Origin of the sequence: uncultured Porphyromonas sp., from assembly GCF_938023125.1 — a bacterium.
Lineage (GTDB): Bacteria > Bacteroidota > Bacteroidia > Bacteroidales > Porphyromonadaceae > Porphyromonas.
Genome location: NZ_CALHDW010000017.1, coordinates 309,628 through 328,441 on the forward strand (window position 1 = coordinate 309,628; position 18,814 = coordinate 328,441).

General features: G+C 51.3%; 17 protein-coding genes and 1 tRNA gene. 2 read left to right on the top strand and 16 right to left on the bottom strand.

Features of this window, described 5'->3' with window-relative positions; translation table 11 throughout:
* Positions 1-153 precede the first annotated feature (153 nt).
* The 12 genes from Q0090_RS06050 to Q0090_RS06105 form a co-directional block, all read right to left on the bottom strand.
* Positions 154-227: transfer RNA gene (locus Q0090_RS06050), tRNA-Asn, on the bottom strand.
* A 159-nt stretch (positions 228-386) separates the two neighbouring features.
* Positions 387-1,928, bottom strand: coding sequence for a YifB family Mg chelatase-like AAA ATPase (locus Q0090_RS06055; RefSeq protein WP_297948709.1), 1,542 nt, complete (start codon positions 1,926-1,928; stop codon positions 387-389).
* A gap of 14 nt (positions 1,929-1,942) precedes the next feature.
* Positions 1,943-3,028: a hypothetical protein gene (locus Q0090_RS06060; RefSeq protein ID WP_297948711.1), complete on the bottom strand. Its 1,086-nt coding sequence runs from the start codon at positions 3,026-3,028 to the stop codon at positions 1,943-1,945.
* A 106-nt stretch (positions 3,029-3,134) separates the two neighbouring features.
* Positions 3,135-3,728: a dephospho-CoA kinase gene (gene coaE, locus Q0090_RS06065; protein WP_297948712.1), complete on the bottom strand. Its 594-nt coding sequence runs from the start codon at positions 3,726-3,728 to the stop codon at positions 3,135-3,137.
* Positions 3,725-4,783 carry a hypothetical protein gene (locus Q0090_RS06070; RefSeq protein ID WP_297948714.1) on the bottom strand — a complete coding sequence of 353 codons (1,059 nt, stop codon included), beginning with the start codon at positions 4,781-4,783 and terminating at the stop codon, positions 3,725-3,727. Before Q0090_RS06070 ends, coaE begins: the two co-directional genes overlap by 4 nt.
* Positions 4,784-4,925: 142 nt before the next feature.
* Positions 4,926-5,258, bottom strand: coding sequence for a preprotein translocase subunit YajC (yajC, locus tag Q0090_RS06075; RefSeq protein ID WP_297948716.1), 333 nt, complete (start codon positions 5,256-5,258; stop codon positions 4,926-4,928).
* Positions 5,259-5,400: 142 nt separating this feature from the next.
* Positions 5,401-6,366, bottom strand: coding sequence for a biotin synthase BioB (bioB, locus tag Q0090_RS06080; RefSeq protein WP_297948720.1), 966 nt, complete (start codon positions 6,364-6,366; stop codon positions 5,401-5,403).
* 62 nt (positions 6,367-6,428) lie between these two features.
* Positions 6,429-6,983: a DJ-1 family glyoxalase III gene (locus tag Q0090_RS06085; protein WP_297948725.1), complete on the bottom strand. Its 555-nt coding sequence runs from the start codon at positions 6,981-6,983 to the stop codon at positions 6,429-6,431.
* Positions 6,984-7,011: 28 nt separating this feature from the next.
* Positions 7,012-7,824, bottom strand: coding sequence for a TonB family protein (locus tag Q0090_RS06090; RefSeq protein ID WP_297948729.1), 813 nt, complete (start codon positions 7,822-7,824; stop codon positions 7,012-7,014).
* Positions 7,825-7,835: 11 nt separating this feature from the next.
* Positions 7,836-8,273, bottom strand: coding sequence for a biopolymer transporter ExbD (locus Q0090_RS06095; RefSeq protein ID WP_297948733.1), 438 nt, complete (start codon positions 8,271-8,273; stop codon positions 7,836-7,838).
* An 18-nt stretch (positions 8,274-8,291) separates the two neighbouring features.
* The gene (locus Q0090_RS06100) at positions 8,292-8,891 is read right to left on the bottom strand and encodes a MotA/TolQ/ExbB proton channel family protein (RefSeq protein WP_297948786.1); all 600 of its coding nucleotides are present in this window, start codon (positions 8,889-8,891) and stop codon (positions 8,292-8,294) included.
* A gap of 166 nt (positions 8,892-9,057) precedes the next feature.
* Positions 9,058-9,777: a pyridoxine 5'-phosphate synthase gene (locus tag Q0090_RS06105; RefSeq protein ID WP_297948735.1), complete on the bottom strand. Its 720-nt coding sequence runs from the start codon at positions 9,775-9,777 to the stop codon at positions 9,058-9,060.
* A 308-nt stretch (positions 9,778-10,085) separates the two neighbouring features.
* On the opposite strand from Q0090_RS06105, the gene Q0090_RS06110 reads away from it, so the two are divergent.
* The gene (locus Q0090_RS06110) at positions 10,086-10,955 is read left to right on the top strand and encodes an NAD(+)/NADH kinase (protein WP_297948737.1); all 870 of its coding nucleotides are present in this window, start codon (positions 10,086-10,088) and stop codon (positions 10,953-10,955) included.
* A 29-nt stretch (positions 10,956-10,984) separates the two neighbouring features.
* Complete coding sequence (locus Q0090_RS06115) at positions 10,985-13,663, top strand: transglutaminase-like domain-containing protein (RefSeq protein ID WP_297948739.1); 2,679 nt, start codon at positions 10,985-10,987, stop codon at positions 13,661-13,663.
* A 68-nt stretch (positions 13,664-13,731) separates the two neighbouring features.
* On the opposite strand, the gene Q0090_RS06120 is transcribed toward Q0090_RS06115, so the two are convergent.
* The 4 genes from Q0090_RS06120 to Q0090_RS06135 all read right to left on the bottom strand — a co-directional run bounded on the left by Q0090_RS06120 (position 13,732) and on the right by Q0090_RS06135 (position 18,812).
* On the bottom strand, positions 13,732-14,805 hold the full coding sequence (locus Q0090_RS06120; protein WP_297948741.1) for a glycosyltransferase family 2 protein: 1,074 nt from the start codon (positions 14,803-14,805) through the stop codon (positions 13,732-13,734).
* Between the two features lie 23 nt (positions 14,806-14,828).
* The gene (tyrS, locus tag Q0090_RS06125; protein WP_297948743.1) at positions 14,829-16,124 is read right to left on the bottom strand and encodes a tyrosine--tRNA ligase; all 1,296 of its coding nucleotides are present in this window, start codon (positions 16,122-16,124) and stop codon (positions 14,829-14,831) included.
* Between the two features lie 43 nt (positions 16,125-16,167).
* The gene (locus tag Q0090_RS06130) at positions 16,168-16,989 is read right to left on the bottom strand and encodes a class I SAM-dependent methyltransferase (protein WP_297948745.1); all 822 of its coding nucleotides are present in this window, start codon (positions 16,987-16,989) and stop codon (positions 16,168-16,170) included.
* Positions 16,990-17,084: 95 nt separating this feature from the next.
* Positions 17,085-18,812: an ABC transporter ATP-binding protein gene (locus Q0090_RS06135; protein WP_297948747.1), complete on the bottom strand. Its 1,728-nt coding sequence runs from the start codon at positions 18,810-18,812 to the stop codon at positions 17,085-17,087.
* Between the last annotated feature and the right edge of the window lie 2 nt (positions 18,813-18,814).

Consider the following 18,814-nt stretch of genomic DNA (forward strand, 5'->3'; position numbering starts at 1 on the left):
CAACCTTAAACACCCTCTTGACCTCTCTATTCCTCGACGGAGAGAACAGGCATTTCTTGGTACAAATGTACTACATCTTCAAAAATATTTAGGGTGAATGGACAAAAAAAGTCCCCGAACCGAATAGGTATCGAGGACTATCTTTAAGAAATGCGCTCCCTCTTGGGCTTGAACCAAGGACCCCCTGATTAACAGTCAGATGCTCTAACCAACTGAGCTAAGGAAGCTCTCTTTTCCGACTGCAAAGGTAGTATAAAATCCCAAACTAACAACACTTTGCCCTAAATAATTTACCTACATCTTGCGAAGAGGGTAATCTAGATTTGCTATCAAACTGAGAAAGAAGAGTTTAATCAAAGCTAAAGAGAAAAAGGGAAGTAGGCTTTTCACACCGCTCCCCACGAGGCACGATCTAGATTGCGATAGAGGATTGCCTCTCGGATATGCTCCGCAGCAATGGTTTCACTTCCTGCCAAGTCCGCAATAGTACGCGCCACCTTAAGAATACGATCATAGGCACGTGCCGAGAGTCCAAAACGCTCCATTGCCTTTTTAAGAAGCTGCATTCCCTCCTCGTCGGGGCGAGCAAAACGCTGCGTCAAGGGGGCGGTCATCTGAGCATTGCAGTGCACATGGGGGAAGTCGGCAAAGCGAGCCGTCTGTCTCGCACGCGCAGCTATTACACGCGAACGGATAAGAGAAGAGGGCTCTGCCGGGGTGGATTTGGAAATTTCTTCAAAAGGAACAGGGGCAATTTCTATCTGAATGTCAATACGATCCATCAGGGGACCCGATACCTTCGACAAGTATTTTTGCACCGAACCCGGAGGACAAACACACTCTCTTGTAGGATGATTATAGTAGCCACAAGGGCAGGGATTCATTGCTGCAACCAGCATAAAAGAGGCGGGATAATCCACCGTGGCCTTAGCTCTGGAGACCGTGATAGTTCGCTCCTCCATGGGCTGCCTCATGAGCTCTAAAACACTCCGATTAAACTCGGCCAGCTCATCTAGAAATAAAACACCATTATGCGCCAAACTAATCTCTCCGGGGCGAGGCGAAGTGCCGCCGCCCACAAGAGCAGGCATCGAGATACTGTGGTGTGGGGCTCGGAAAGGGCGAGCCGTCATAAGGGTTGTATTGTGAGCCAACTTGCCTGCCACCGAATAAATCTTGGTGGTCTCGAGCGACTCTCCCAACGTGAATGGGGGCAAAATGCCGGGCACTCGCTTTGCCATCATGGACTTCCCCGAGCCGGGCGCCCCCACCATCAGGATATTATGCCCGCCGGCAGCCGCCACCTCCATGGCTCGTTTTACGTTCTCTTGCCCTTTTACATCGGCAAAGTCGTGTACATAATACTCTCGATGCGCCTCAAACTCTGCCCTTGTATCCACCTGTACAAGATCCAATTCGCCCGTCCCCTCGAGGAAGTGTACCACATCTATAAGGGTATCAGCGGCAAAGACTTTCAGATTATTCACCACGGCTGCTTCGCGTGCATTCTCCCGCGGCACAATAAGACCTTCGAAGCCCAATTCCCGTGCTTTTATGGCAATGGGTAGGGCACCCTTTACCGGACGAATGGCACCATCAAGAGACAACTCACCCACCATCACGTAGCGATCGAGGCAAGTACTCGAGAAATATTGGCACGCCCCTATCAAACCTATCGCAATGGGGAGGTCATAGGCAGTGCCCTCTTTTTTGAGATCTCCGGGACTTAAATTGATTACACTTCGGAAGCCATGCAGTCGGTAGCCCGAGTACTCGGCAGCCGTCTCAATGCGTTGGTAACTCTCCTTTACGGAGGTATCGGGCAGTCCTACAAGGGTAACAGCTGCCCCCGGCTCTACATTCACCTCCACCGTTACGAGGTGAGCATCTACACTAACAAGGGCTGCGGTATAGGTTTTGACAAGCATGGCAATCTCTTATCTCAAGGCAAAGAACTCAGAGTTTTCAGCAAAACAGAAAAATCCTCTCCCCAAGCCACGACTATATCACGCTCATCCACCACCAGATAGTAGGGGAAGGCGGTAATCCCCATTTGATCCGAAAAATAGAGAATACTACCTGCCGAGGATTTAATCGCATAGTAATTGGGTAAAGCGCCCTGCCCCGAAGCGAGGGAAGCGCCTTGCGCCTTGGGAGCGAGGCTATAGCTCAGGAAAATAAATCGATTCGCCTTTTTCTTCTGTACCTCTCTGATCTCTTTTGCATAGGGCGATGGGCCTGCCGTTGACAAGAGCTCCACAACGGCGTAGCGGAATGCCGAGTCCGGTCGGGAGGTGAAGCGGCTCCGGAGAGAGTCCGGCATGGGCAAAAGAGACCAATCAATCCACCTTCCTTTCTCTCCTATGGCAGACCATCGATTTTTTTCGTGATGGAAGTAACGGAACTGTTCAGGTAGCGACTCCGTGGGATATTGCTGCTGAAAAAAGAGCATTCCTTCTCGCCCGGGGAGGAACTCCATCATGAGAAGATCGGCTCCAGGTTTCTCTTTGTTATCCACAATATACTCCGCAAGACGATGACGCACAAGAGACCAAAGGCTGTCTGCCTCCGGCATATTCCCTTGGGCCAAAGCCTCGTCGTAACGGCGGAGCAACTTGCGCTCTCCATGAATAAACTTGCTGCGAACATCGGCTTCGGGATAGCCCGAGACTCTCAAAAGATGGGGATGCTCCCAGTCTATGTCTACCGTCACTTTCGTTGCTCTAGGCATCTCAAAAGCCAACTCCCGAGAGGGATTTTCGGAACGAATTGTGAGGTGAGAATAGGTGGTGTCCACGTATATATCCAGCACTTGCTTCCCCTTTCTTTCGGTTATCTCTACCGTATCGACCACACTCTCCCCTAGGGTATCGTTGTGAATTAGATAGAGACGAGGAGAAAGGGAATCCGTAGCTGCGCCCTCCCAGCGCAGTACAAGGCGGCAATGATCGTCGGGGATCTTGTTACAAGCCACAGTACCCAATGCAAAAAGCACAAGGCCTAAGAATGCGAGATATCGCCTAAACATATATTCCTAATCTTTGATAAGACCACACAAAAGTAACGATAAAAAAGGAGTCTTCGCCCCCCTCTTCTACAATATCGGAGAGGGAGAAAAGAGAAAATGATAGTAGCTAAGGTAGAAGAGCCTCTACCAGGGCACGAACGGCCGGCAAGAGGGCTTGATCTGCACTATTATCGATCCGATAAACCGGACTTCCCTCGTGGGGCGAATTATTGCGCTGAGCATCGATGCGACGCATTGCCTCCTCTCGGGTGGATCCGTCACGTTGTATGATGCGCTGCAAACGCTCGTCTTCCGGAGCATCAATCCATAGAATATCGGTACAAAACTTGTCGAATCCGCTCGGATAAAGGATGGCGCTCTCTAGGGCAACCAGCGGGCGCTCCTGCTCCTCTTTCCACTGATCGAAACGCCTTAATACGGCAGGATGCACCATCTGCTCCACCTCTCGCCTTGCCTGAGGGTCCTCAAAAACAATCTGAGCTAAAGCGCGAGAAGCAAATCGCCCCTCGGGATATAGACCTTCGCCAAAGCGCTCGATGAGCGCCCTTTTGAGTTGTTTATCGCTGTCGTACAGCGCCTTTGCCTCTCTGTCGCAATCGAAAACGGGTATTCCCAAGAGACACAAAAGGCGAGAGACAACACTCTTACCACTCCCAATACCTCCGCTAATCCCTAGGACTCTTGTAGCAAGTCGGTTCACTCGGCTACACCCTCCCTGATGAATTGAATGCGAGCCGGGGTAATGCTATAGTTGATGAGCCACTCCGGCGGAGTTACCAAATAGACCGTAAAGAGTTGCCCTTGGGTACTTCCGCTCCGAGAGGTAGTATCGGCACCACTGGGAGCAAAGATTTCCCGATAATCAATCATAAGGGTAAAATCTTCGGGCTGCACGGTATTATACATCGACATGGGGATAGCCACCCGCAGTTGCGCACGAGAGGGAAGCAATGTGAGAGAGACGCCTTCGGGTTTATGCTCTACCCCGATAGGGACTTCCAAGACTTTCTCTGTAAACTTAACAAACTCGGCACGCACCTGCACCTGCGGAATGCTGAGGCGCACTCCTTCATGCTTCATGAGCGGCACCATCTTTGTCTGCACAAGAGACTCGCCCTCCTGATGCAAAAGCGTGCTATCCGTATAGACAGCCTTTATCTTGCGCAACTGATCTCTACTACCGTAGATGGTAATATGATCGGGTTCTATGGTAAGCTCTTTGAGAAGATGCCCATCATTAAACTCTACAGCCACACGGCTCTCTACCGGCACCACTTTCGACTCCAAACGAGAGAGTTTGAAGTCAATCTCACCGGGAGAGATCGAGACAATACGCGTGGAGCTCGACTCCAATCGAGCCTGCACACTCTGGTTTAGTAGTGCGGAGGATATGAGCAACCGCCTATCACTCCTAGCACGAGCCATATCCACATCCAGCCTTATGGGGCTATAGGTGCGGAAGGTATAATTAAAAAGAAGCGAAAAGCCAGTATCTTCGATCTTTACCTTTAGCTCTTTGGGCAACTCTCCATCGGGTGCGAACTCTAGCAAGTCCGGGTACTCTACGGGTATAACAATAGAGGTTTGATAACGCTCTTGCAGACTCGTTACCAACCACCAAGCCAAAGAAAGAAGTAAGAAAATAAGGAAAGAAAAAAACTTACGCCCCCGTAGCGTTTGTGCGCTCAAAGGGGTAGAGCGAGGAACTTTTTCTCCTACCGAAAGTACACGTTTAGTAAAGAGCTTAAGATCCATGCAGCAAGCTTTTTCTTTGAAAAAAGGGGAGGATATCTTTTTCTTCTCTAGTGGAGAGAAACACTTGCAAGTACACGGTTTAAAAACTCCCGCGGCGCAAGTGTTTTACCCTCTTCTAGAGAATACACCCCATATGGGGCTATTACTTCTGAGCTGAGACGTCTTCGCCGGCAGCGTAAACAGAAGATTTGTCTACACGGATCTGTACATCTTTGGCAATCTCTATCACGAACTCCTTGTCAAGTACTTTAGAGATTTTGCCGTGTATTCCTCCGGCAGTAATCACCTTATCTCCCTCTGTCATTGCTTCGCGCTTGCGTTGCAATTCTTTTTGACGCTTAGACTGAGGGCGAATAAAGAAGAGCCAGAAAATTAGGATTAGTACCACCATCATAATGATAGTACCCCAGCTACCTCCCATTAGACCGCCCTTTGCAGCTTCGGGAGCAGCTGCTTGTAATAAGAATAGATTCATCGTTGTTTTATTAGTCGTTTATCTCTTGCAATTTCTGTCTACAAACTTACAAATAAATCGGCAGAGAGCAGTATCAAATCCACTAGGGGTCTATCTGGGCTCCTCTATTGTATAATCGGGAGAGCCTCTATAGGGCGCCCTACTATCGCTCCCAATCGGTAGGCAGATCGGTCGTGTAGCCCATCTCTCGGATCAGATCCATATCCTCCTCGGCACGTGCCCCCACCGTAGTGAGCAGATCCCCCGTTATGGCTGCATTGATGCCAATATACATTGCTTTGCGCACTACCGGCAGAGGAAGCTGTATGCGCCCTCCACTAAATCGCAGGTAGGCCTTGGGGTTTATAAGACGGAAGAGGGCTACCGTAGTGAGATACTCCTCCTCGCTAAGGGGGGCTTGGCGATCAAGAGGGGTACCGGGGATGGGTTGCAATAGGTTTATAGGGATGGATTGCACCTCCAAGTCACGGAGAAAGAGCGCAAAGTCTATACGATCTTCTAAGGACTCTCCCATGCCAATAATTCCCCCCGAGCAGATGCGCATACCCACCTTGCGTGCGGCACGGATGGTCGCAATTTTATCCGCTTGAGTATGGGTTGTGCAGAGCGTGGAGAAAAAGTTGGGGGCCGTCTCCATATTGCAATGGTAGGTAGAGACGCCGGCATCGTAGAGTATCTGTAGCCGTTCCTCGTCGAGCAAGCCAAGCGAGGCACAGCAATCTATATCGGTCTCCGAGCGGATCTCCCGATATATCTCCGCCAGTTGGCGCGTCTCACTTAGGGAGACAGAGCGCCCTCCCGCCACGAGCGAGAATCGGCGAATTCCTTGCCGGCGGTTGTAGCTGGCTTGGCGAGTACATTCGTACGGCGAGAGCAAAGGGTAAACCCCGGCCCCCGTGGTATAATGGCGACTTTGGGCACACCACTTGCAGTCTTCGGGGCAATTCCCGCTCTTTACGTTGATAATGGAGCAGGTATCGAAGGCAGGACCGAGGGCCACCGTGGTGCGGTGCGCCAATTCGTACAGCGCCTCCCGATCGATCTCTAAGGCAAGATAGAGAGCCTCCTCCCGACTGAGAGGACGATTCGGATCGTATGAAAAGTCCAAAACTAAAAGTCAGCAACGCCCTGCAAAGAGACGCACCGAAAGGAGGTCTCTTCGTGGCAAAATCAGTTATATAGGATGCCTTCGGCTACTTCTTTGGCAGCGGCAGCCCCGGCAAGCTTCTCTACAATGGCAAGCCCAAAGGGGATAGAGGCTGCGGGGCCTTTACCTGTGATGATATTTCCATCCACCTCTACCAACTCCGTAGACACGGTAGCGCCCTTCATTTTGGGCTCACAACCGGGGTAGCAAGTGGCTTTTTTCCCTTGCAATAAGCCCTCTTCTCCCAAAATAAAGGCAGGAGAGGCACAAATAGCAGCCACCACCTTAGAAGCCTCTAATTGACGGCGAATCATAGAGAGCAAAGCAGGCGTATCATGCAGATTTTGCGCTCCGGGTAGACCGCCCGGCAATACAATGGCAAGGGGAGACTGCCCCTCTACATCGGCAAGAACTCGGTCTGCCGTATAGGGCACTCCATGCGCCCCTGTCACAAGGCGTTCTGCCGTTATAGAGACGGTCTCCACGTTAAGACCGGCACGACGCAATAAATCGATAGGGGTCACTGCCTCTATTTCTTCAAAACCTTCTGCAAGGAAGACATAAACTTTTTGTTCCATACGATGATAGCTATTTAGGTCTGAAAATCTATTGAATATCGAAGTGATAGGTGATCGTACCCTCCTGATCGGCGGCTCCGGGCTGTGCATTAAAGCGGGTAGCCAGGGCAGCTCGGATGGCGGCTTGCACCGTGCGACTATCCGTCACATTGGTACCTCTCAGTCGCTGAGTAGCCTCTATCACCTTACCATCTGCATTCACCACGATGCGTACAACCACGGTTCCACGTGTGGGCGAGAAGCCCGTAGGTCGAGCAGGATGCCCTCCATTGCCCACCACATTACGGCCGGCAAGAGATGCGCCTCCCCCTACACTACTACCCGTGGCAGAGCCTTCGCCTTGCCCTTGAGCCCCTCCGGTACCGGTAGACTCTTTGCCTTGGGTACCCTGAGAAGCACTTTTGCCAAATGCATTAGAAACCTTGTTGCTAATGGCACGCTGCCTCTCTCTCTCTGCCTCTTGCGCGCGACGAGCCTCCTCTTGGGCGCGTCGCTCTGCCGCAAGAGCTGCGTCATTGGTCTTGGGCGTGGGCTTGGTCTTTGGAGCAGCCACGGCGGGTTGGTCGGGAGTCTTTTGCGTGATAAGAGGCTCCTTATGCCGCATGGGGGTTGCGGGTGGTGTCGTAGGCATCGAAGGCGTATAGCTAGAGGGAGCAGGGGCAGCCTCACTGCCGGCGCCTCCCCGTGCCAACTCTTCGCCCAATACACCTACGGGGACTAACGTAATCTCCTTAGGATGCGAGCGAGCCATAGTGGTGAGTTGCAGCAAAAAGAGAAGTGCTACAATAAGCCCATGAAAGGCAATGGTGATCCCAAGAGCGATAAGTCTGTCTCGTGTCATTGCTTAGCCCTTTATTCTAGGGTGTTTTGGGGTGCGGAGGGCAACGCCTTGGTGGCAAGTACCAGCCTGATATCTAGCTGAGCCGTTGCGTTGAGCACCTTTATAATCTCTCGGTAGGGCACCTCTTCGTCGGCATAGAGTGCCACGTACATATCGGGGTCTACCTCGTGAGCCACAGCGAGTTGCTCTAGCAGCTGAGTCTCATCTACAAGGAAGGGCTCTTCTCCCTCTAGGGCAAAATAGCAACTTCCTTCGGCTGTAATCGTAACTCTCGCCATAGGCATATCGCTCGGAGCGGTAGACTGCGAAGAGGGAAGATTAACCTTGATGGCATTGGGCACCACTAGAGTACTCACGACCATAAAGAAGATCAAGAGAAGGAAAATAACATCGGTCATCGAAGCCATGCTAAAAGCCTCGGAAACCTTAAGTTTTCGCTTGAGTGCCATGGCTACTTTCCCCTCTGATTATTGGTTGCCACCCTCATTGCCCGCACTATGCTCGTTGAGGGCGTCCATAAACTCTATGCTGCGCGCCTCCAACACATTGAGGGCCTTGTCAATACGAGCCACTAAATAGTTGTATGCAAAAAGGGTGATAATCCCTACGATAAGCCCCCCTACCGTAGTAACGAGAGCCTCGTAAATTCCCCCGGAGAGGAGCGAGATATCTACCGAAGAGCCGGCATTGGCCATGTCGAAGAAGGCCCGAACCATACCCGTAACGGTACCCAAGAAGCCGATCATAGGCGCAGAAGCTGCAATAGTAGCCATCAAAGGCATAGAGCTTTGCAACTTACCGGCCTCTACGTTACCGGCATTCTCTACGGCTACCGAGATGTCGCTCATGGGGCGACCCAGGCGCATAAGACCCTTGTCAATCATGCGAGACTCCGGAGTATTAACCGAGATACAGAGGTTGTGTGCAGCATCGATCCGCTGTGTATTGATGTAGTCTTTAATACGATCCATAAAGGAGGAGTCGGACTTGTGGGCCGCCTTCACCTGTAAGAGTTTCTTAACAAAGATGTAGATTGCCAAGAGGGAGAGCAAAAGGAGTACAAGCATAATCCACCCCCCTTTGAGGGCGAGATCCCACACAGAGAGTGTAGCAACTGGGGTAGCCGTACCAGCCTCAACGAGGGAGGCAGTAGTATCTGCCACTACGGCATTTACTTGCATCAAGGGTATGTACATATCACTATTATTAATGTTTTCTTGTTAGGATAAAATGCTAGAGAATAAGTTCGTGACGATAGCGGCGGATCGTCTCTTCGAGCCCCAAATAGAGAGCATCGGAGATAAGAGCATGACCAATAGACACCTCGGCAAGGGGCTGTACCCGACGAACGAAATAGTTGAGGTTATCAAGATTGAGGTCGTGCCCCGCATTTACTTCCAGCCCGCAAGCGGCAGCATGCTCTGCAGCTCGGGCAAAACGCTCGATCACCGGCTCCACTTCTCCTTCGAGAAAAGCGGAGGCGTACGGCTCTGTGTAGAGCTCCACTCTACGGCATCCGGCATCCGCAGCTCGGGCAATGTTATCGAGGTCCGTGCCAACGAATATTGACGTGCGAATACCCTCAGCCTCAAATCGGCGAATAGTATCTCGTAAGAAGTCGAAGTGCTGCTCCACCTCCCAACCGGAATCGGATGTAAGGGCATCGGGAGCGTCCGGCACGAGGGTTACTTGGGCGGGCTGCACCTCCAACACGAGGTCCACAAACGAAGGAATAGGGTTCCCTTCTATATTAAACTCGGTAGAGAGCACCTGCTTGAGAGCCCGCACATCCGCATAGCGTATATGCCGCTCATCGGGGCGAGGATGCACAGTAATTCCTTGCGCTCCAAACCGTTCGCAATCCAAAGCTACTTGCACTACATTGGGCGTATTGCCACCGCGTGCATTGCGTATTGTAGCTACTTTGTTGATATTTACACTTAGCTTAGTCATTGGTAAATACTATCTTTGTCGGTAGCAAATTTAGTACAACTTGCGGAGATGGCGGAGAAAGAGGTGCAACGAATGGGCAAAACAGACTTCCAAGCTAGTCTCACCACGACGGAGAAGGTAGGCTTTGGAGCTGTTTCTCCTTGGCTGGTTTTGCTCTCCTCTTCTGGGCAAAAAAGTTTTATTTTTCAGGCAAAAGTGAGACTACTTTTAGGGCTAAAACTTTTTGGAAATAGGGCAGAAAAGGAAATGAAATTACCCTGCAAAAATACCGCACTCACTCTCCCCTCCCCACTTTCGTTCCATAGACTATGAACACAGTAGCAGTATTTGGCTCCGGACACGTAGTAGAGGCAGTGGTAGATGTAGCTGCATTCCTCTCCGCCTTAGCTCAAAAAGGCGAAAGGGTGCTCCTCGAAGAGACTTTTTTTTCGGAGCTGACACAGCACCCGGGGACCAGGTCTTACTTAGACCAAATAGAACGATTTGCCGGCGGCACCCCGGGGGAGATCGATTACATTATCTGCTTTGGGGGGGATGGCACATTCCTACGCACTCTACACCGCATCGCTAGCCCTACCACTCCTATTCTTGCGATTAATAGCGGCCACCTCGGCTTCCTTACCGACCTCGACATACACGATGCGGCCCAGTACATAGACCGCCTCATCTCAGGCGATTACCTTATAGAGGAACGGAGATTGCTCTCGGTAGAAGTAGAGGGATACCAAGCCTATGCCCTCAACGAGATTGCGATACAAAAAAGAGAAACAGGGTCAATCATCAACGTAGAGACCCACATCAACGACCATTTCTTGGCAGACTATGCAGCCGACGGACTCATTGTTGCAACCCCTACGGGCTCCACGGCCTATTCGCTCAGCTTGAATGGACCTCTCGTCTCTCCGGATTGCCCCGTGCTGCTCATCACCCCCATTGCACCCCACAGCCTAAGTATGCGCCCAATTGTACTACCCGACACCGTAACCCTACACCTCAAGGTTTTCTCTCGCAGTAGCACATTCATGCTGGTAACAGACGGCAACGTGGCTGTATTCCCCACCGGAACCCCTCTTACCATTGCCCGAGCCAAGCATCCCGTGCGCCTTATCCGCCTAAGCAATCACACCTTTGCAGAGACCCTGAGGGAGAAACTCCATTGGGGACAAAACCTACGATAAAGAGAATCATAAACACACTACTATACGATATGAAATCTCACAAACTCTCCCCCCTTCTCGTGGTAGTCTTTTTTGCTATCTCGAGCTTTTTGCTCACCTCTTGCGGTGAGGGGCATCTAATAAAAGACTCTGCCATGCGCCAACGCGTTCAAGAGGACTTCGACTCGGCACGCGCCCAAAATGGCGGCGAACTCTACGATGCCATTTTCCGAGACGACCTCACGACCGAAGAGCGCGAAGGGCTGCAATTCCTCTACGCCTACATGCCTTTTTCGGATGTGGCAGACTACTCAGTAGATTTCCACTTGACCAATGTGCGCACTGCCCTCCAGGCCCGAAAAGAGATGCCTTGGGGCAAGCGCATCCCCGATCGTGAGTTCCTCCACTTTGTGCTCCCCCCGAGAGTCAACAACGAACCTCTCGATAGTAGCAGGGCAATTTTCTACAACGAACTACGAGATCGTGTAGCCGGGCTCTCGATGCGCGATGCCGTACTCGAGATTAACCACTGGTGTAGAGAAAAAGTAACTTATGCCCCAAGTGACGGCCGTACACACTCACCGCTGGAGACCGTCTACAACGCACTGGGGCGTTGCGGGGAGCAATCAACCTTTGCCGTAGCAGCCCTACGAGCCATGGGCATTCCCGCCCGACAAGTCTACACCCCACGCTGGGCACATACCGACGACAACCATGCATGGGTAGAGGTATGGGTGGATGGCGAATGGCACTTCTTAGGAGGATCCGAACCGGCCGCTAACCTAGATATTGCCTGGTTTAACGGAGCAGCCTCTCGTGCCATGTTTGTTCTCGCCAAGGTTTTTGGCCGCTACGAAGGGAACGAAGAGATCATTTCTACCGAGCGAAACAGCACAACCATCAATTGCACAGCGCACTACACCCCCACACACAAGGCCGAAGTAGTGGTAAAAAATGCCGATGGCTCGCCCAGCGAGGGCGCCTTGGTACACTTCTGCATCTACAACTATGCCGAGTTTTACCCCGTAGCAACCGTTCGCACCAACGGTAGCGGCTATGCCGGGATTTCCACAGGGCACGGAGATCTTTTCGTGTGGGCAGAAGACGAAAAACGCCGAGAACAAACCTTCGACATCCTACCGGCAGATCTATCCAAGCCCGCTATCCTCCGCCTCACGCCCGAGGGGGACATCCCCGACAGCATGGAGTTTAAGCTAACCCCACCTCACGAGGATGCTCTTCCCATACGAGCAACAGAAGAGGAGATTGCCCAATGCGACAAGCGTATTGCCGTCGACGACTCGATCCGCCACGCCTACGAAGCCACTTTCGCCACCCCCACATCTGCCAACGAAGCAGCCAAGAAATGGGCTCTTAACCCCGCTGCCGTAGACCATCTCTTCACCACCGCTCGTGCCAATGCTCGAGATCTCTACAAATTCCTCGACGCACAACCCTCGGGACGTAGAAAGCTCGCCTTCGATTTCTTACACGTGCTTAGCGAAAAGGATTGGACAGACATTCCCCTCCCTCTCCTCGAAAAACTCTTTGCGCAAGTCCCCACCGGTGCTACACAAGAGGAGCTACTCTACCAATACTCTCCACGCGTTGCCAACGAGCCTCTACGTGATTGGCGCTCGGTAGCTGAGGAGCAACCCTTTGTAGGTGCCTTGGTGGAGGATGAATTGTGGCTTGCCAACACCCTGCAAATACTTGCCGACTGCCAAAGAGACGAGGCTTATCCCTCTCCCCTCTCCCTAGGCCCTCTCCTGAAATACAACCGAGGAGATAAGCGAAGTATGGAGATTGCCCTCGTGCAACTTGCCCGCACCCGAGGACTTTTCTCTCGATATAATGCGACTCTGCAAGTGGTAGAAATATCTTTTGATAGGGGAAAAACTTGGGAGGCCTACCCTATGGACACTCCGCATAAGGAGCAACCGAAGGGCGAAGTTGCCTTCTTGTCTCAGAGCGACAACGGCAACGCTATTATACCCAAATACTATAGCCATTTCTCCCTTGCCCAGCTCAAAGGTTCCGCTCTCCCCCAAACGCTCTACTTTGATGAGGAGGGGCCCCTAGAGGTCTCTGCCCTATTTGCCAAGCCCATGCCCCTTGCCATAGGACGCTATTACCTCATCACAGGCACGCGTATGGCCTCAGGAGCTGTAAAAGTGCGGATGCAACGATTCCAAATAGAGAGGGACTCCACAACCACGCTGAGCCTAACCCTCCCCCAAGATGCAGACGAACTCTCGGTACTAGGCTCTATCAACGTAGAGCAACCCTACTGCACCCTACAAGGCGAACCGACCAAAGAGGAGAAGATGGCTTCCCAAAGCCTAATCAGCACCACAGGGCGCGGATTCTTCATTCTGGCAATACTCGAACCAGGAACGGAGCCAACCAACCACGTACTCAAAGACCTTGAGCGAGTAGAAGAGAAACTCAACATTTGGGGACGCCCCTTCGTCTTCCTCTTCCCATCGTCAGCTGCGGCCAAGAGCTTCAAGGCTTCGGAGTTTCCCCGCCTACCCAAGGCAAGCCACTACGGCGTAGATCAAGACGGCACTATTCGTCAGATGATTTATAAGGCGACTAATAGAGAACGTGGGAGTTTGCCCCTGGTGGTCATTGCTGATTCGTTTGGTCGAGTTGTGTTTATCCACGAGGGCTATACAATTGGCATTGGAGACCAAATTGTAGCTACACTCCCTAAGCTAGAGTAGACGCTCGATACGTCGAGTTCGACTTACCACAGGCGAATCCCCCTTTTCTTCCTGAGGAAAGGGGGATTTTATTCCGGTACTATACCACCGGGGCCCAAGGTTACTTTCCGTTTTGGGTCGTGCAAGAGAAAGGTAATGCCACGCCCCTCGGCTCCACACATGGTTTGCAACAAAAGGTCGTAGGAGATAAGGCTCAAATCCACAACAACGGCACTCCCCGAGGGGACACCCTCTAGGGCATCAGGCTGCCTGAGATCCACCGCGATGGGTCGGTTTGTAAGAGGGAGCGTCTTCTTTCGGCTGCGCTTATCCAGCGACTTCTTTAGGCGAATAGCCCCGTGCATCAGCCGTCGGAGCCATGCCTGCCCCGTATGATACTTATCGTAAAATAGCTCCATGGCACCGTAAAAGGCATCCAAATAACGCCCCTCACCTTGGGCTGCACTCTCGCTCTCGCCCTTGTAGTGAAGCATAGGGATAGGCAGATAATAATTGCGATAGCCGGCCTGTAAGATACTATACGATAGGTCTATATCCTCGCCATACATAAAGTACCGTTCGTCAAGGTATCCCACCTTGCGAAGAGCTTCACTACGTGCAAAAAAGAATGCTCCCGATAGGATGGGAGCCTCCTGCACCTCCTCTTTGGAGAGATGCCCTAGGTAGTATCGATTAAAAACTGCACTTTTAGGGAATAATCGCCCTAGCTGCGCAATCTTACAAAATGCCACAAAGGGAGTAACAAGACCTCGCTTACTCTCGGCAAGGAACTCGCCCTGAGCATTCATCATGCGCACGCCCAAAGCTCCAGCCTCGGGGTGCTCCTGCATAAAGCGGAGGCATGCCTCCAACGTCGATTCACCAATAAGCGTATCGGGGTTAAGCAACAAAGAGTACTCGGCATCAACCTGCCTGAGGGCTTGATTATTAGCCCGTGCAAAACCCACATTCTCGCTATTGGCAATGAAGTGAACGCTCGGATATTGCGGAGAGAGCATCTCCAGAGAGCCATCTCCCGAGGCATTGTCTACGACCCATACCTCAGCATCTATATTGCGTGTGGCTTGTAAAACAGAGTCGAGGCACTGAGCTACAAAATGCGGTACCTTGTAATTGACAATTACAATGGCTAACTGCTTCATTACAAGTACCTATTGGCAATTCTTTACTCAGCCGTTACGAGGTAGTATTGCTTCTTGCCGCGCTGTACCAATAGATAGCGACCGGCAATTAAATCACTGGCACTAACCGTAGCTTCTGTATCTGTAAGCTTCGCCTTATTCAGGCTCACGCCTCCCGATTTGATGAGCTTGCGAAGTTCTCCCTTTGAAGGGAAAATAGCAGCTCCCTCGGTAAAGAGATCGACCGCTTTGGGCTGAGTAGCCAGTGTATCGCGAGCAATAGAGAAGTGAGGTACCCCCTCCATCACAGAGAGAAGCATCTCCTCATCCAACGAGCGGAGAGCATCTGCCGTACCATTACCAAAGAGAATCTCGCTGGCAGATACTGCAGCTTCGCAATCTTCGCGACTGTGTACGAGTACCGTAAGCTCCTCGGCAAGACGTCGTTGCAAGGGGCGGAGATGTGCAGCCGCAGCCTGCTGTGCTACAAGATCTTCGATCTCTTCTTTTCCCAAGAAAGTGAAAATCTTAATGTAACGGGCGGCATCTTCGTCACTCACATTCAACCAGAATTGGTAGAAAGCGTAAGGCGAAGTGTAGCGACGATCGAGCCAAACATTCCCTTTCTCGGTCTTGCCAAACTTTCCTCCATCTGCCTTGGTGATGAGGGGACATGTGAGAGCGAAAGCCTCGCCCCCCTCTATACGGCGAATTAGTTCCGTACCTGTAGTGATATTCCCCCACTGATCGGATCCGCCCATCTGTAGGCGGCAATTCTCATGGCGGTAGAGGTATAAATAGTCGTAGCCCTGGAGCAACTGATACGAAAACTCTGTAAACGAAAGCCCCGAACCTGCCGTCCCTTCGAGACGCTTCTTCACGGAGTCTTTGGCCATCATATAGTTAACGGTGATGTGCTTACCCACCTCGCGGATAAAGTCCAGGAAGCGCCATTCGCTCATCCAGTCGTAATTATTGACCAACTTTGCGGCGTTGGGTTGCTCGCTATCGAAGTCGAGGAATTTGGCAAGTTGCTTACCAATCGCCTCTTGATTATGGCGCAAGGTCTCTAGAGAGAGAAGGTTGCGCTCGGCACTTTTCATCGAGGGGTCCCCAATCATACCCGTGGCTCCACCTAAGAGAGCTATGGGGCGGTGCCCAAACCTCTGAAAGTGACGAAGCATCATCACTCCCACAAGGTGCCCTATGTGTAGCGAGTCTGCTGTCGGGTCGATCCCCACGTATGCCGTAGAGAGTTCTTTAGAGAGTTGCTCCTCTGTCCCGGGCATGATATTGTGGAGCATCCCGCGCCACCTAAGTTCTTCTACAAAGTCGTTCATCGTCTATCAGGTTACTAAATACCAACTGCAAAGGTACGACTTCTCAAGCGACTCTCAACTGCTCCTCTCCCAATGTTAGGTGTACAATCTTCATCACACGGCGAGCTACAGTCTGGTAAAAGAGAGCTGCATACCAAGGCATTTTCTTGAGGTGGATATTGTAGAAGTACTCTTGCTCAAAGCGGAGTTTTATGCCCCAATTGAGCAAATCTCGCCCCGACTTGATACCCCATTTGAACTGCGCCTCGTACCCTTTCATATCAGGATGCTGCTCGGTACGACGTGCCATACGGGGAAACATGGCCTCAAAAATAAATTCCGACCGAGGGCAACGCTCTGCCAAGGTAGCGAGGAGAGAGTGCACCTCTTCCTCTGTAAAATACATCAAAAGCCCCTCAGCAATAAAGAGTTTTGGGGCATCTTTGGGGAGGAGATCGAGCCAAGAGGGGTCGAGTATTGAGGCGGCTATAAAATGGAATCGCTCACTCTCTTCAAAGAAGTTTCTGCGCAAGTCTATACCCTCGGGCAGATCCAAATCAAACCAAGTAACCTTACCATTATCCAAACGGTGAAAGCGAGTATCCAATCCACAACCGAGGTTAACCACGAGTCCATCGGGGTGCTTTTCCAGAAATTGCAGGGTGAGGCGATCTAGAATATCCGTGCGCACAGCTACTCCCATTTGCGAGAGAATTGAGACCTCTCGCCTACCCTCAAAAAAGGGTTCAATACGATCTAATATCTCCACCGACTTAGGATCTCGAATAATACCATGGGGTCGCTTGGTTTCGTTGTAGCGAGCACGAAGCGGTATAAGCATCGTCTCGGGTACCTTGGTTAGGTTGTTTTGTATCGCACCATTCATATACTTTATTTGTATCTCGTCCGGTCTGAGCTTAACCTCTTGCTCACCGGCCAGCAAGAGGCTAGCCAGTATCTTTTTAGTTCTAGGGCTAGAGATTAGGCATTCTGAGCAGCTACCATACGCGTGAACTCTCCACCCTGTGCTAGGAGCTCCTCCGGAGCCCCCATCTCCACTACCTGCCCCTCCTTTATTACCACTATCTTATGAGCATGAGCCACTGTGCGCATACGATGGGCAATAATCAGCACTGTTTTATCTTTGATAAGGGCAGAAATCGCCGTCTGTATCTTCGATTCGTTCTCTACGTCAAGACTGGCGGTTGCCTCGTCCAGCAGTACGATGGGAGCATCTTTTAGCAAAGCACGTGCAATAGAGATGCGCTGACGCTCTCCACCCGAGAGGGTCTCGCCATTTTCTCCTATCTGCGTATCGTAGCCTTGGGGCATGCGCTGTATAAACTCTTCGCACTGCGCCAATCGCGCCACGCGGCGTACCTCTTCGTCGGAAGCATCTTTACGCCCGACGCGGATATTATCGGCAATAGAGGCATTGAATAGAAGCACATCTTGGAACACCACAGAGTAGTATTGCAACAGAGTCTCAGGGTCTATTTTGCTAATGTCTTCCCCGCCTAGAGTAATGCGCCCTTGGTCTACATCCCAAAAGCGAGCAGCCAACTTAGCCGTGGTGCTCTTACCGCCTCCCGAGGGGCCAACAAGAGCCGCAACCTCACCTTGGCGAGCCACAAAGGAGACGCCCCGAAGCACCTGTTTTCCGGTTTCGTAGGAAAATTCGACCCCATCAAAGGCTATATCAAAACCCTTGGGGTGGCACTCTTGCACTCCCGTCTGGATAGGCATTTGATCCATTTCGCGGAAACGATTGATACGCACATCCAAGTAGAGAAGAGCGGCAAAGTTATTCATCACCTCCATAATAGGGTTGTAGATAGAGGCAGAAACAATCAGAAAGATAAGATAGGTAAGCATGGGAATTGTACCATCTGCCAGTAGATAAGCCCCGACCAAGATAACGGATGCAATCCCCAATTTAAGTAGTATATGGGAAAGATTGAGAGTACTCCCGGCCAAAGTTTCGCCTCGCATCAACTGTCGTTCGTAGGTTGTAATTGTCTCGTCGAAGGTCTTGAGGTACTCCTCTTCGCCGTTATACGCCTTAATCTCCTGCACACTCTCCAACCCCTCTTGTATCTGCTGCGCAATCGAGAGTTTCGTACAATGTCCCCTTTTGAACCCACGCTCCAAAGCTCGCTTAGAGAGGATCAGTACAAGTAGCGCCAGAGGCACAACCCAAAAGAGAGCCAAAGAGAGTTGCCAATTGTAGAAAAACAATCCTATGGTAATGAGGAGGATACTCCCGGCAGCAGCGAAGAGTTGAGGTACAGCATGCGAGAAAACATGCTCTATCTCGGAGCAATCTTCCATAATGGTAGAGGTAAGATCCGAGAGATTTCGCTCGCCAAAGAACGCCAAAGGCAACTTGCGAAGTTTCTCGGCCAGGGCTATACGACGCTCGGCACTCTCGGTATAAATCTTTGTATAGGTAGAGGCATACTGCCTAAAAGCAATAACAAAGATTACAAGGAAGCAAAGCAGACCTATGAGGATATAGTAGCCCAAGCCATGGGAGGGAGTAGCCCCGGGGTGTATTAGCGGATCAAGGTAATCCGTAAGGTAGAGAAAGAGATAAATTGCAGGGAGCATGAAGGCTAGGTTGAGCAACAACGACCACACTACAGCCTTAACAAAGGAGATAGCTCCATCACGGGTGAGGGCAAAACGATTTTGTATGAGGTGGATCATAA